The sequence below is a fragment of the Xanthomonas hortorum pv. cynarae genome, assembly GCF_002939985.1.
Classification (GTDB): Bacteria; Pseudomonadota; Gammaproteobacteria; order Xanthomonadales; family Xanthomonadaceae; genus Xanthomonas; species Xanthomonas hortorum_D.
In genome coordinates, this window is the sequence record NZ_MDFM01000017.1 from 35,668 (window position 1) to 49,183 (window position 13,516).

Here is a 13,516-nt window from a genome sequence, read left to right on the forward strand (position 1 = left end):
GCTGATGCCCGGCCTGCATGAGCCTGCCCCGATCCGTTGTAACAAATACCCGTTGTGGAGAAGTCGATGAAGTTGCTGCCGTCCTGCCTGCTTGCTGCCATGTTGGCGTTGTCCGCCTGCGCCACCACTCCCGGCGGGGCGCCGGGCTCGACCACTGCCAGCCTGCAAGGCGATGCGGCGCGGCCCGCGACCGCCCGCGGCTGGGTGCGCAGTGAGCTGTACTTTGGCGTGGGCGAGGAAACCGGCCCGGCCGATCGCCCGCAGACCCGCACCATCGATGAGACCCAATGGCGCGCCTTCCTGGACAAGGAAGTGACGCCGCGCTTCCCGGATGGGCTGACCGTGTTCGACGCCTACGGCCAGTGGCTGTTTCGCGGCGCCAAGGAGCCGAACCGGCTGGGCACCAAGGTGCTGGTGATCCTGCACGAGGACAGCCCGCAGCGGCGCAACGATATCGAGGCGATCCGTCTGGCCTGGAAGCAGGCCACCGGTCACCAGTCGGTGCTGTGGTCGCGGCAGGCGGTTGAGGTGTCGTTCTGAGCAACGCCTGTCAGGCGTTCCATCGCAAGGCGGTCAACGGTGTTTCGTTTTCACCAGGCATAAGAGCGGCTCACAAGACGATTGCTGGGTATTGCGCAATTGCGTCGCTTTCAGTACGGGCCAGGCGCGTGCGCTAATGCTCCTGTGCCAGTGGTGTCTGCCGGACCTTAGGCGGATGACCATGTTGCAATGTTGCAATGTCATGCAGTGCCGTGCGCACGGCTGCTGCACTAGGAAGTAGTCGGTAATGAAGAATGAAATCGCGCGTACCGCCGGCTTCAATCGTGGGGACCAGGCCGAGGTCGCGTTGCAAACTGCGGTTATAGGAGAAGCTGGTGCCTGGCTCCAGACCCGCGACATAGCCGGTAGTTTGACTGTCGGTATTCTTCCATAAGGAAAATACTGGCAACTGTTTGACGTTGAAGGCCAGTGCGATGCCTCGCTGTGCGCGTTTGTCATGCAAAACTGCCAGGCTCTGCCCGGTGCCATCACCGATGGGGTAGACGTTGTACACCGTCTCGCCATATCCGGCTGCAGGGCCGCGGAATGTCTGCCAATTGGCGAGTTCCTGCTGCGCTCGCGCATTGAATGGGGAAACTTCACGCACCGGTATTGCAAAGCGGGCCCCCTCTTCAAGTAATGGTGCGCCGAAATTGCTGTGGTAAAGAACCTGGTATTCGCCAGGTTGGTCGCTTTGATTGGTAAGCCGGTCATGCAGCGTGAAAGCGGTTGCGCCAGGCTCGGTGGTCAGTTCGGTATCGATCCGGAAATCGACTTTCTTGAAAGCTTGCTCGTTCAACACGCCTTTCAGGCTGATTCGGTGCGGCGCACGCTCGTCGATACTGAGCACGACAGTGTGTGCGGGCAAATAGGATGCGCGTCCATGCAAGGTCAGGAGTTCTCCCCGATCCTCACCAGGGTGGCCGAGCCACTCGAATCCGCAACGCGCCACCAATTCGTTGAAACCCTCCAGCCAGCCCAAACCACCGCGGCTTTCCAGGTTGACGAAAGCGGGATTGACCACCTCGCTGACCGGAGAGTCCCAACCAAGGCGTAAGGCGCCGACTTGAGCGCGCAGGACGTTCATGCCGCGGGTGGGCACGACGGTTAATTGCATGGCTCCGGTATCGATCTCGATCAGCGCGCTGCCTTCCTGCCGGCCGCCGCTGAGGCGGCGCAAGCTGACTTTGAAGGGGGGACCATCGTGGATACCGAGCTGATCGTTGCTGATGCTCCATTCCTGGACCGGTTTGTCAGGTGCGATGAGTGCGTAGTCCATGGCATGGGCTGGCAGGGCGGCAGCAACGATGCAACCAGCAATGAGCGAGCGAACAGTAATCATTGGGGGGATTCTCCGTTATGAAGGGTAGCCGGGTACCTGAACGCCCTCGATGGTCAGAGTAGTCGCTGACGGCGTTCCTGTTGCACCGGTTGCGCATCGCTACGCTTGGTGATCGCTTTTTTCGTTGATGTGTAGGTGGATGGTCATTCATATCGCAGTGTTGCTGCCCGGCAGGGACCGCGCCGCTGCACCAGTACGTGCAAAAACGATCGCCTGCGTTGCGTTGCCGAGGCTGCGCTGCGCGCGCATGCTTCCGGGTACCATCACCCGACCCCCATGCAATCGCCTGCCCCATGTCTTCCGCCTCTACCGCTTCGCCCCGCTGGTTCGTCGCCGGTGACCTCAATGGCTTCTTCGGCCTGGTCGTCGACAATCTGTCCATCCTCGGCTTCATCGCGATGGCGCTCATCGGGATATTCCAGTTTCCCGCTGACGTGATATTCGAACGCATGTTTCCTGGCACTGCGTTCGGCGTGCTGGTTGGCAATTTGCTCTACACCTTGATGGCGCGGCGGCTGGCCGCACGCAGCGGGCGCGACGACGTCACCGCGATGCCGCTGGGCCTGGATGCGCCCACCAGCATCGGCATGGCATTGCTGGTGCTCGGCCCGGCGTTCGTCGCCTTCAAGGCGCAGGGGCTGGATCCGCAGGCGGCCGCCATCGCCACCTGGAAACTCGGCATGGCCTCGCTGGTGGTGATGGGCCTGCTCAAGCTGGTGCTGTCGTTTGCTGGCGAGGCGGTCACGCGCGCGCTGCCGCGTGCGGCGCTGCTCGGTTCGATCGCGGGCATTGCGTTGGTGCTGATGGGCTTGCTGCCGCTGCTGGAAACGCTGCGTTCGCCGGTGGCCGGCTTCGTCACCTTGGGTCTGCTGTTGTACGTGCTGCTGGCCAAGGGCCGGTTGCCGACCAAGTTGCCGGGTGTGCTGGTCGCCTTCGTCATCGGCACCGCGTTGTATTACGGGCTGGGACTGGCCGGACTGGGTGCGCCGGGTTTTGCAGTGCCGGACTGGGCGACGCCGAAGATCGTGTTGCCGCTGCCGAACCTGGGCTTTATCGAAGGCCTGTCGGCCACGGTGGCGTACCTGCCGTTGCTGCTGCCTTTCGGTCTGTTGATGGTGGTGGGTGGCATCAATGTCAGCGAGAGCGCACGCGCTGCGGGCGATGACTACCGCACCCGCGACATTCTGCTGGTGGAAGCCTTCGCCACACTGGTTGCAGGCGTGTGCGGCGGCGTGGCGCAGACCACGCCGTATATCGGCCAGCCGGCGTACAAGCACATGGGCGCACGTTCGGGCTATACGTTGCTGACCGGCTTGTTCGTCGGCATCGGCGGCATGCTGGGTGTGATCAGCGGGCTGGTGCAGTGGCTGCCGCTGGCGGTGCTGGCACCGATCATCGTGTACGTGTCGATCGACATCACCACGCAAGCGTTTCAGGCCACGCCCAAGCATCATGCCAGCGCGATGGTGTTGGGCTTTCTGCCTTCGGTGGCGTACCTGCTGACCATCAAGGCGCCGGGCTGGATTCCGCCGGAGCAACTGATTGCGCTGACCACCAAACTCGATGGTCACGGCCTGCCGGAGCTGGCGGTGATCTTCGCGCTGGGCAATGGTTTCATCATCACCGCGATGCTGTGGATCGCGGCGGTGGCGGCGATGATCGATGGCCGGCTGCGACGCGGTGCGGTGTTTCTGCTGGTGGCCGCTGGCCTGACGTTGTTTGGCCTGATCCATTCGGTGGACCCGCGCGGCGGCATTTATCTGCCGTGGTCGCTGCAAGGGTTGGCGCGGGTGATCAGCTGGCAGTTCGTCGGTGCCTACGTCGCGCTGGCGGTGACGTTGTTGCTGCTGTCGCTGCTGCCTGCACGCAAGGAAGCATTGCAATGAACTATCGCTCGGCCGCGGTGCGGATAGTGGTTGGTGGTGCCCTGTTGCTGGGTGCAAGCGGTGCCTGGGCGGCCTCGTTCGATTGCAAGCAGGCAAGCACTGCGGTCGAAAAACGGCTGTGTGCGGTGCCGGCGCTCGGTGATCTGGACGATCAGTTGGACGAGTCCTATCGGGCGCTGGTGGAGACCACGCCGCGCAGTTCGGTGGCGAGCGTGCGCGATCAGCAACGGGCGTGGCTGCGCCAGCGCAATGCCTGCGCGCAGGACGCCAAGCTGGACGACTGCCTGCAGCGCTCATTGAAGGCCAGAGCCGATGTGTTGGCCAAGGCGCTGACTGCACAGCAACAGGCACTGGATCGCATCATCGCCAGCATTCCCACGGCGCCTGCCGACGCGGCGCGCCAGTTGCAGGGCTACGACACGCCGCTTGCCTCGGCATGGCTGGCTTACTTGCATCAGTTCGTGCCTGCGGCGGGGGTGGATGCGGCGCTGGCCAATGCGCGGTTCGAGAGTGCGCGCAAGGCGTTGCGCAAGGTCGACACGTTTGCGGCGTCGTTGCTCGACGATGTGGATGGCATGCCGGCCATACAGGCACCAGAACGCGTCTTGACGTTGCTACGCTTGTGGATCGAGCGCGACGACAGCGATCAGCGTCCTTACGTGCATTGCTTCATCTTTGCTGCGGTGGGTGAGCCGGCATACAACGCGTTCGGCTCGCTGTATGGGTCGACACGCGACGGGTTCGCGCCGATCTGCAAGCCGCCGGGCGGTTTGTTTGCATTGGCCAGCTGGAAACAGCTGGATGCGGGCTTCGCGGGGTTGATCGAGGCATTGAGCAAGGATGCCGGCACCATTCGCTACGCCAGTTACGCGGAGTGGAAAATCATCGCGCTACGCGCGTCGGTGTCGCCGTTGTTGTATCTGACGCCTGCACTGCGCAAGAGCTACGGCGACGATCCGGACAAGGCGATTGCGGCCTGGAACGGGGAAGACAGCGATTGGCCGGCGGCGCAACGCAAGGCCGTGCGCGCGTTGCTGCCGAAGGTGCGTGCCGACACGGCGGCGTGGCTGGTGCGCGAGAAGCGCCTGCCTGCGAAACAGGCCGATCAGGTGGCTGCCGCGATCGTGGCGGCTTGGGTGAATGCGCGGTTGGATTTCGCAAGCTGAGCGCGGCGGGCACACCTAACTTCGCGGATATGAGACGGCTGGCGTTGTTGCTTGATGCGGCAACGCCGGGCGTCCTGGTCCGAGACTAGGTAATGTGGATAAGCCGAAGCCGAAGCCTGCGATCTGCGGTTTGGCTGCAGGGTCCTTGCCCGCCCACCCTCGCGGGACACGCCGCAAGTACGTCCGTGTAGGCTCTTACGCGGCGTCCATGCCGCGTAAGGTCCCGCGACGGTGGGCGGGCAAGGACCAGTCGGGATGGTCGCTGCGCATGGTGCAAGCCATGCATGACGTGCGTCGTTTGGGTAACAGCGCGTCCGATCAGCTTCCCAAGGCAAGCCGAGTGACAGAAAGGCTTTCAGCAAAGCAGCCAGCAAACTGTCTGGTGCGGTGTCCTCGCCGATTGCGGGACCGTGTGGCGGCATGGATGCCGCCACCGAGCCTACATGGAGGTACTTGCGGCGTGTCCCGCGAGCGGTGAGGGCATCGCGCCCTCGACCCACTAAATCGATGGAACCACCGCGCCATCTCATGGTCACACCATGGATGTTGTCGATGTAAGGAGTTTCACGATGCAATCGAAGTCTTCGCGTTGGCCGTGGCTGCTGGCGGTGCCAATCGTGGCCGGTGCCGCCTGGTGGCTATTCAGCGGTTCATCCAATCCGTCGGGCGCGTTGCCTGCGCCGATCAGCCAGACCGCAAGCGCTGTGGCAGCCGCTGTGACTCCAGCGCCGCCCGTGCCGGCCGGGCCACGGCATCAGGTGCAGGCGCCCTCGGTCGATGCCGCTGACGCTGCGATTCCTGCGCTGGCACAGAGCGATGCGGCTGCCTGGCAGGCATTGCTGGACCTGGTGCAGGACGATGGCGCGTTGTCGATCGTGGTGCGCAAGCATCTGATCGAGCGCGTTGTGGTGATGATCGACAATCTGACCCAGCCCAGCATCAGCCGCCGTGTCTCGGTGCTGCAGCCGGTGACGGGTGAGTTGCAGGTCTCCGATGCCGCTGGCGCTGTTGTGATCGATCAGGCCAATGCGGCGCGTTATGCGCCTTACGTGGCGGCATTCACCCGGGTGGATGCGCAGGCGTTGGTGCGCAGTTACGTGCGTTTCTACCCGCTGTTTCAGCAGGCATATGCCGATCTCGGCGCGCCGGATCGTTACTTCAACGACCGCGTGATCGATGTGATCGATCATCTGTTACGTACGCCGGATCCGGCGCAACCGATGAAGGTGGTGCGCGACGAACGCGGTCGCTATCGCTTTGTCGATCCTGCGCTGGAAGCGCTGTCGGTTGGGCAAAAAGCCGTGTTGCGGCTGGGGCCGACGCAGGCCGCTGCGGTGAAGGTGCAGTTGCAGCGAATTCGGACGGCATTGCTGCAGGGACGTTGAGGCGGCTTGCGATCGATGCAAGGATAAGGCCGCACTGAGTGCGGCCTTGCATGCTGCAGTGGCATGCATCCGGTGTCGGCATCGGAGCAGGTAATTTCGGTGCTACTTGCGTTGCAATGCGTTGCGTTGCGTTGCGATGCAGGAGACGCCGCCGTATCGATTACGCCGCATCCAGCTCCGGATAGTGGCGAAAAATGCCATTGGTGTTGAACGCCACGCGTCGCTCGGATGCGAGATAGGCGGCAATGCGCGGACGCTCGGCCACGCGCTGCTGCAAGGCCTTGAGGCCGGGCAGATCGGTCGACAGCGTTGCCATGCGCTTGGGAAACATGTATTCCAGCCCGCTGATCAGCTGGAACAGCGATAGATCCACATACGAGTGCGCGCCCAGTACATGGATGCCGCCGGCCTGCTGCAGCACCTGTTCGAAGTAGCCCAGGAATTTGGGCAGGCGGTTCTCGCGCAGGTCCTTGGCACGCTTGGCCGCTTCGGCTTTCTGGTCTTCGTAATACAGGCCGGTGGCGATCGGATGATGGGTATCGTGCACTTCGGCCACCAGGTCGGTGATGGTCAGCTGCAATTGCAATGCCTGGATGCGTAGTGCATCCGATTCCGGTACCAGCTTCAGCTGCTGCCCAATGAAATGCAGGATCGCTGCGACTTGCGCAACCATCGTTTTGCCGGCCTTGAGGAAGGGCGGTGCGAACGGCTGGGCGCCGGCTTGGTGACCTTCCAGAAAGGCATTCATCACGTCATCGCCTTCCACGCGCGTCACGTCGGTGTAGTCGGCGCCGGCATCTTCCAGTGCGAGGCGGACGAATTCGCCGCGGCCTTGCAGGCCGGTCCAGTAGTAGAGCTGATAGTGCATGCGCTGCTCCGCGATTGATGGCGGTGCAGCGTAGAAAACACACGGCTAGGCGGGTGTGATCGATGCGTCAGTGAGCTGTGACTCGGCGCCGTCGTGCGCTTGCGCCAGCAACCAGGCCAGCTTGCGCGTGCGCGGTTGCTGCTTGAGCTGCCACTCTGCGCGCGAGGCGGCGGCGCGGTTCGCGTACGGGTGGCTGGCAAGCACTTCCAGTGGTGGATGTGCGCGTGTGTAGCGCGCGCCGGTGCCACGCAGATGTGCCTGGAAGCGGCGCTCCAGATCGTTGGTGATGCCGGCGTAATAGCTGCCGTTGCGACACAGCAGCAGGTAGAGGTGCCAGGGCTTGGGTGCATCCATGAACCCATTATCGCCACTTGACTCGATGTTGTGCATCGGTGGTCTTCGAGCGCGCTTGGCGCTGGCTATCCGCACGCACTGCGGTGCGTGAGTGAATAACCACCTAAACATTGGTTATTTGACGCTCGCGGCAGCTGCAAACAGCATGCGCTATTGCATTGAACCGCCTGCCGGGTCTGCGCTGCACCTTGTTCGCCGCGCACGCACGGCGCTCTCGAATAACCGAAGTCACTAACGCTGCCACAAGACAGCTGACGCCACGAAAGGACATACATGCCCGCGCGACACCGGACCCCTGCAAGGATCTTTGCTGCTTCGAAATGGTTGGCTAAGCCGCAGGTGTTGGCATGGAGTCTGGCGTGGGCATGTACGCCGGTGCTGGCCGATGAGGTGGGCGAGGCTGCGGCCACACCGGATCGCGCCGCGCAGACTCTGGGCGCGGTGACGGTGACCGCCACACGTCGCGAGACCACCTTGCAGCAAGTGCCGGTGGCCGTGTCGGTGGTGCAGGGCGAAACGTTGGAGCGCGAAAACCGCAACAGCGTGGCCGACCTGCCGGCGCTGGTGCCCAGCCTGACCTTTCGCACCGGCGCCTCCAACAAGGACACCTCGTTGTTCCTGCGTGGGGTGGGCACCATTTCCACCTCGCCGGGCGTCGAGCCCAGCGTGGCCACGGTCATCGACGGCGTAGTGCTGGGGCGGCCGGGCCAGGCCACGCTGGATCTGCTCGATATCGAACGCATCGAAGTCCTGCGCGGGCCGCAGGGCACCTTGTTCGGCAAGAACGCTTCGGCCGGCGTGCTCAATATCGTCAGCAAGCCGGCGCCAGATGTGTTCGGTGGCTATGTGGATTACGCGCACTTCGGTGGCGGCGACGAAGACCGTGTGCGCGCCAGTGTGGGCGGCACGCTGGTGCCGGAGGTGCTCAAGGCCAGCGTGTCGGCGTTGTGGGCCGAGTACGGCGGCAATGTGCGCAATGTGGCCGACGGCCAGACCGTCAATGGTTACCAACGCTCCGGTGCGCGGCTGCGGCTGGATCTGACCCCGAACCCGAGCTTGAACGCGACGCTGCTCGCCGACTACCTGCAATCGCGTAGCGACGCGCCCAGCGGTGTGGTGGTGACCAGCACGCGTGCGGACTTCGCCGCAGCCCTTGCGCCAGTGATCGCCAGCGCCGACAACCGGCAGATCAACAGCGATTACCGCACGCACCTGGAAGACATCAACAAAGGCGCCTCGCTGCAGCTGGATCAGCATCTTGGCGAGGCGTTGCTCACCTCGATCAGCGCGTGGCGGCAGTGGGATAACACCCAGTTCCAGGATGGCGATCGAACTGCGCAACGCAGCGCGGCGTTTCCGTCCTCGCACGATCGTGGCGATCTGGGGTACACACAGTATTCGCAGGAATTGCGCATCCAGACCCCGCGCGACCGCGCAGTGGAAGCGGTGGCCGGGCTGTATTACCTGCACGCGCGCAACGACGAAACCTATCGCCGCACGGTGACCTCGCCGACCGCCAGCAACGTGGGTGTGGCCGATTACGGCACGCGTGCAGAAACGTATGCGGCGTTCGGCGAGGCCACCTGGCATTGGCGCCCGGATCTGCGTGCGTTGCTGGGCGCGCGCTTCACCCGCGACACGCTCGACTATCAACATCGGCGCGTCTCCAGCTCCGCAGCCGCAGTCACCGGCATCCAGCCCTCCACGGCAAGCAGTGGCAGCACTGCAGAAAACGGCGTGTCGGGTCGCGCCGGCCTGCAATACGATTTCGATGCGCAGACCACCGGCTACCTCACTTATTCGCGCGGCTACAAGGGCCCGGCCTACAACGTGTTCTTCAACATGCAGCCGCGCGACACGCCGGCGCTGAAGCCGGAAACCTCCAATGCCTGGGAACTCGGCTTGAAGGCGCGTGCGTTGGATGATCGCCTCAGTGCCAACGTCGCGTTGTTCCATACCGAATACGCCAACTATCAGGCCAACTTTTTCGACACCGTGGCCGGGCAGGTGGTGACACGCTTGATCAACGCCGGGCAGGTGCGCACGCAAGGCCTTGAGCTGGATCTGGAGTATCGACCCACCGAGCGGCTCAGCCTGGCCGCATCGCTTGCCTATACACAGGCGCGCATCCTGCGGTTTGCCTGCCCCGCCGCCGCAGCGGCCAACTGCAATGTCGATGGCAGGCCACTGCCGTTTTCGCCTGACTGGAAAGGCAATCTGCGCGCCGGTTATCGGGTGCCGTTACGCGGCAGTCTGGCGCTGGAATTCAATGGCGATGTGAGTTGGCAGGATAGCGTGCAGTACGACCTCAGCCAGACTCCGCAGACCATCCAGGGCCCGTATGCGATCTGGAATGCCAGCATCGCGCTGGCCGACGATGTGCATGGCTGGCGGGTGGCAGTGCTTGGCCGCAACCTGGGCGATCGTTCGTATGCACCGCTGCTGGCCAATGCCACCGGCAATGTGTTCCGGCTGGTGCCGCGCGACGATCAGCGCTATGTCGGGCTGCAGTTGCATAAGGATTTTTGACGATGCCGGTGATGTGTTTCGACAGTGATTTGAGCAATGCAGGCGCGACGCAGGGTGGGCTGCAATGAGCGCCGCACGTCAGCTTTCGCTCGGCGCATTTTTGATGGCCACTGGCCATCACGTGGCCGCATGGCGGCATCCGCACGCCAGTGCCGATCCGCTGGTGTTCGATCATTACCGGCAGATGGTGCGCATTGCCGAGGCCGCCAAGTTCGATGCGGTGTTCGTCGCCGACAGCCTGGCTGCGGCCGGCGGGCCGGTGGCGTCGCGGATGGCGCGCTCCAGCCTGTTCGAGCCGCTCACGTTGCTCAGCGCGTTGGCGGTGGTGAGCGAGCGCATCGGGTTGATCGCCACCATGACCACCAGCTACAACGAGCCGTATCACGTCGCGCGCAAGTTCGCCTCGCTGGATCATCTGTCCGCTGGGCGTGCCGGCTGGAATCTGGTCACCTCCGATGCCGCCGACGAGGCGCTGAATTTCAACCGCGATGCGCATTACGTGCATGCCGAGCGCTATGCGCGGGCGCGCGAATTTCAGCAAGTGGTCGCAGGGCTATGGGACAGCTGGGACGACGATGCCTTTATCGCCGACACTGCCTCTGGCGTGCACTACGATCCCGCACGGCTGCACGTGCTGGACCATCGCGGCCCGCACTTTCAGGTACGCGGCCCGCTCAATATCGCGCGGGCGCCGCAGGGGCATCCGGTGCTGGTGCAGGCCGGCTCGTCCGAGCCAGGGCGTGCGCTCGCGGCCGAGACTGCCGAAGTGGTGTTCACCGCGCAGTCGTCGCTGGCCAAGGCGCAGGCGTTTTATGCAGACATCAAGGACCGACTGGAACAGTTCGGGCGCGCGCGCGATGCATTGAAGGTGATGCCGGGTGTGTTCGTCGTGGTGGGGCAAAGCCAGGCCGAGGCGCAGGAAAAATTCGAGCAGTTTCAGGAGTTGGTGGAGCCGGAAGTCGGCATCGCGCTGCTGTCGCGCATGTTGGGCAACTTCGACCTGTCCGGCTATCCGCCGGATGGCCCGTTGCCGGAGCTGCCGCTCACCGAAACCGGCCAGCGCAGTCGCCAGCAGTTGTTCACCGAGTTGGCCGGGCAGGAGCAGTTGAGCATTGCCCAGCTCGGTCGGCGCATCGCGGGCGGGCGCGGGCACTACAGCCTGATCGGCACACCGATGCAGATTGCCGATGAGTTGCAGGCCTGGTTCGAGCAAGACGCAGCCGATGGTTTCAACGTGCTGGTGCCGCATCTGCCCGGCGGCCTGGCCGATGTCGCCAATCACGTGGTGCCGGAGCTGCAGCGACGCGGGCTGTTCCGGCGTGACTATGCAGGGCGCACGTTGCGCGATCATCTGGGGCTGGCACGCCCCGCCAATCGCTTCAGCGCACGCTGATCTACCGGACATTCTGATGACCTATCTCGCACACCCCGATCGTTACGACCGTATCGCCTACCGCCGTGTCGGCCGCAGCGGCCTGGTGTTGCCGGCACTGTCGCTGGGCCTGTGGCACAACTTCGGCGACAGCACGCCGATCGACACGCAGCGCGCCTTGCTGCGTACCGCCTTCGATCTGGGCATCACCCATTTCGATCTGGCCAACAACTACGGCCCGCCGTATGGCAGCGCGGAAATCAACTTCGGCCGCCTGCTGCGCGAGGATTTCAAGCCGTATCGCGACGAATTGATCATTTCCACCAAGGCGGGTTGGGACATGTGGCCGGGCCCGTACGGGCAGGGCGGCAGTTCGCGCAAGTACCTGCTGTCCAGCCTGGATCAGAGCCTGCAGCGGCTGGGCGTGGACTATGTGGATATCTTCTACTCGCACCGCTTCGATGCGGACACGCCATTGGAAGAGACTGCCGGCGCATTGGCCAGCGCGGTCCAGCAGGGCAAGGCCTTGTACGTGGGCGTGTCGTCGTACTCGGCGGCGCGCACGCGCGAGATCGCCGCGCTGCTGCGCGACTGGAAGGTGCCGCTGCTGATCCATCAGCCGGCCTACAACCTGTTCAATCGCTGGGCCGAGCAGGAGTTGTTCGATGCCACGGACGAGGTGGGTGCCGGCGTGATCGCGTTCACCCCGCTGGCGCAGGGCTTGTTGACCGGCAAATACCTCAATGGCGTGCCCAGCGATGCGCGGGTGAATCGTCCGGGTGGGCAGTCGCTGCGCCCGGAACATCTGTCCGAGGACAACCTGCAGCGCGCACGCGGGCTGGATGCGATCGCACAGCGGCGCGGGCAGAGTCTTGCGCAGTTGGCGTTGGCCTGGGTACTGCGCGATCCACGCGTGAGCTCGGCCTTGCTGGGTGCCAGCCGCCCGGAGCAGTTGATCGAAAACGTCGCGGCCTTGCAGTCGCCTGCCTTCAGTGCCGAAGAGTTGGCCGAGATCGATCGCTTTGCGGTCGAGGGTGGCGTCAACCTCTGGGAAAAACCGTCCACCGATTGGCAATGAGGAGGATTCCGATGCGCTACCGCTTTGTGTTTGTTGCGTTGCTGTTGTCGAGCATCGCGTGGCTGCAACCGGCGTGGGCAGCCGAGCCGGCGCAGTTGCGTATCGGCTATCAAAAAGCGGTGTCGAGCCTGGTGCTGGCCAAGCAGCATCGTTTGCTGGAACAACGCTTCCCGCGCACCAAAATTACCTGGATCGAGTTTCCGGCCGGGCCGCAATTGCTGGAAGCCTTGAATGTGGGCAGCATCGATCTGGGCGGTGCCGGCGATATTCCGCCATTGTTTGCGCAGGCCGCCGGTGCCGATCTGGTGTATGTGGGCTGGGTGCCGCCCACGCCTAAGGCCGAGACCATTCTGGTGCCGGCCAAGAGCACGCTGCGGCGCGTGGCCGATCTCAAAGGCAAGCGGGTTGCGTTTCAGAAAGGGTCGAGTGCGCACAACCTGTTGCTGCGGCTGTTGGCCAAGTCGGGCCTGAGCATGCGCGACATCACGCCGTTGTATCTGTCTCCGGCCAATGCACGCGCAGCCTTCGCTGCAGGGCAGGTGGATGCCTGGGCGATCTGGGACCCGTGGTATTCGGCATTGACGCTGGATGGCAGTGCGCGCCTGCTCGCCAACGGCGAAGGGCTGGGATTGACCGGCGGCTTCTTTCTGTCTTCGCGGCGCTATGCCACCGCGTGGGGCCCGTTCGTGCAGCAGGTGATAGGGCAGCTCAATCAGGCCGACGGACTATTGGAACGCGATCGCGCCGGCAGCATTCGCGTGCTGGCGCAGGTGAGCGGGCTGCCGCCTGCAGTGGTCGAGCGCACGCTGGCCCATCGCCCGCCGGCCAGCGTGCAGCCGCTCAGCGGCGAGGTCATCAAGGCGCAGCAGGCGACTGCCGATCTGTTCTACGCGCAGCGCCTGTTGCCCAAGCGGGTGTTGGTGGCACCGGCGGTGTGGCGCGCGCCAGCGGTTGCCGTTGCATCGCCGGCGGGCAAACAGGCGGCGGGCAAGTGAT

11 protein-coding genes are annotated in these 13,516 nt (G+C 63.9%); 8 read left to right on the forward strand and 3 right to left on the reverse strand.

Annotation, left to right across the window (positions count from 1 at the left end; translation table 11 throughout):
* Nucleotides 1-66: 66 nt before the first annotated feature.
* Entirely contained in the window at nt 67-540 is a 474-nt protein-coding gene (locus XcyCFBP4188_RS13010) for a DUF3574 domain-containing protein (RefSeq protein ID WP_006448806.1), read from the forward strand.
* Nucleotides 541-673: 133 nt separating this feature from the next.
* Here XcyCFBP4188_RS13010 and XcyCFBP4188_RS13015 read toward each other — a convergent pair whose 3' ends face one another.
* Nucleotides 674-1,750: an aldose 1-epimerase family protein gene (locus XcyCFBP4188_RS13015; RefSeq protein ID WP_080949606.1), complete on the reverse strand. Its 1,077-nt coding sequence runs from the start codon at nt 1,748-1,750 to the stop codon at nt 674-676.
* Between the two features lie 413 nt (nt 1,751-2,163).
* Between XcyCFBP4188_RS13015 and XcyCFBP4188_RS13020 the strand changes: the two genes are divergently transcribed.
* From XcyCFBP4188_RS13020 to XcyCFBP4188_RS13035, 3 genes are all read left to right on the forward strand, one after another.
* Complete coding sequence (locus tag XcyCFBP4188_RS13020) at nt 2,164-3,768, forward strand: SulP family inorganic anion transporter (protein WP_104592285.1); 1,605 nt, start codon at nt 2,164-2,166, stop codon at nt 3,766-3,768.
* Entirely contained in the window at nt 3,765-4,934 is a 1,170-nt protein-coding gene (locus XcyCFBP4188_RS13025; protein WP_006448803.1) for a lysozyme inhibitor LprI family protein, read from the forward strand. Before XcyCFBP4188_RS13020 ends, XcyCFBP4188_RS13025 begins: the two co-directional genes overlap by 4 nt.
* 569 nt (nt 4,935-5,503) lie before the next feature.
* Nucleotides 5,504-6,319: a DUF3014 domain-containing protein gene (locus XcyCFBP4188_RS13035; RefSeq protein WP_043909693.1), complete on the forward strand. Its 816-nt coding sequence runs from the start codon at nt 5,504-5,506 to the stop codon at nt 6,317-6,319.
* A gap of 160 nt (nt 6,320-6,479) precedes the next feature.
* Here the strand turns inward: XcyCFBP4188_RS13035 and XcyCFBP4188_RS13040 are convergent, their stop codons facing one another.
* Both XcyCFBP4188_RS13040 and XcyCFBP4188_RS13045 read right to left on the reverse strand, forming a co-directional pair.
* Nucleotides 6,480-7,187 (reverse strand): glutathione S-transferase, encoded by a 708-nt coding sequence (locus tag XcyCFBP4188_RS13040; RefSeq protein WP_006451614.1) that lies wholly within the window; start codon nt 7,185-7,187, stop codon nt 6,480-6,482.
* A 45-nt stretch (nt 7,188-7,232) separates the two neighbouring features.
* Nucleotides 7,233-7,541 carry a GIY-YIG nuclease family protein gene (locus XcyCFBP4188_RS13045; protein WP_043909698.1) on the reverse strand — a complete coding sequence of 103 codons (309 nt, stop codon included), beginning with the start codon at nt 7,539-7,541 and terminating at the stop codon, nt 7,233-7,235.
* A 273-nt stretch (nt 7,542-7,814) separates the two neighbouring features.
* Here XcyCFBP4188_RS13045 and XcyCFBP4188_RS13050 point away from each other — a divergent pair, with 273 nt between their 5' ends.
* From XcyCFBP4188_RS13050 to XcyCFBP4188_RS13065, 4 genes are all read left to right on the forward strand, one after another.
* The gene (locus tag XcyCFBP4188_RS13050; protein ID WP_233397308.1) at nt 7,815-10,070 is read left to right on the forward strand and encodes a TonB-dependent receptor; all 2,256 of its coding nucleotides are present in this window, start codon (nt 7,815-7,817) and stop codon (nt 10,068-10,070) included.
* Nucleotides 10,071-10,134: 64 nt separating this feature from the next.
* Complete coding sequence (locus XcyCFBP4188_RS13055) at nt 10,135-11,463, forward strand: LLM class flavin-dependent oxidoreductase (protein WP_104592272.1); 1,329 nt, start codon at nt 10,135-10,137, stop codon at nt 11,461-11,463.
* Nucleotides 11,464-11,479: 16 nt separating this feature from the next.
* A complete protein-coding gene (mgrA, locus tag XcyCFBP4188_RS13060) occupies nt 11,480-12,520 on the forward strand; it encodes an L-glyceraldehyde 3-phosphate reductase (RefSeq protein ID WP_046932809.1) in 1,041 nt (346 codons plus the stop codon).
* A gap of 11 nt (nt 12,521-12,531) precedes the next feature.
* Nucleotides 12,532-13,515: an aliphatic sulfonate ABC transporter substrate-binding protein gene (locus XcyCFBP4188_RS13065; RefSeq protein ID WP_104592273.1), complete on the forward strand. Its 984-nt coding sequence runs from the start codon at nt 12,532-12,534 to the stop codon at nt 13,513-13,515.
* Nucleotide 13,516: the final 1 nt, after the last annotated feature.

What these genes read in the sequence shown, in the direction of transcription:
- XcyCFBP4188_RS13010 (WP_006448806.1), top strand. Translation starts at nt 67, where the DNA reads ATGAAGTTGCTGCCGTCCTGCCTGCTTGCTGCCATGTTGGCGTTGTCC.
- XcyCFBP4188_RS13025 (WP_006448803.1), top strand. Translation starts at nt 3,765, where the DNA reads ATGAACTATCGCTCGGCCGCGGTGCGGATAGTGGTTGGTGGTGCCCTG.
- XcyCFBP4188_RS13035 (WP_043909693.1), top strand. Translation starts at nt 5,504, where the DNA reads ATGCAATCGAAGTCTTCGCGTTGGCCGTGGCTGCTGGCGGTGCCAATC.
- XcyCFBP4188_RS13040 (WP_006451614.1), bottom strand. Translation starts at nt 7,187, where the DNA reads ATGCACTATCAGCTCTACTACTGGACCGGCCTGCAAGGCCGCGGCGAA.
- XcyCFBP4188_RS13045 (WP_043909698.1), bottom strand. Translation starts at nt 7,541, where the DNA reads ATGGATGCACCCAAGCCCTGGCACCTCTACCTGCTGCTGTGTCGCAAC.
- XcyCFBP4188_RS13050 (WP_233397308.1), top strand. Translation starts at nt 7,815, where the DNA reads ATGCCCGCGCGACACCGGACCCCTGCAAGGATCTTTGCTGCTTCGAAA.
- XcyCFBP4188_RS13055 (WP_104592272.1), top strand. Translation starts at nt 10,135, where the DNA reads ATGAGCGCCGCACGTCAGCTTTCGCTCGGCGCATTTTTGATGGCCACT.
- mgrA (WP_046932809.1), top strand. Translation starts at nt 11,480, where the DNA reads ATGACCTATCTCGCACACCCCGATCGTTACGACCGTATCGCCTACCGC.
- XcyCFBP4188_RS13065 (WP_104592273.1), top strand. Translation starts at nt 12,532, where the DNA reads ATGCGCTACCGCTTTGTGTTTGTTGCGTTGCTGTTGTCGAGCATCGCG.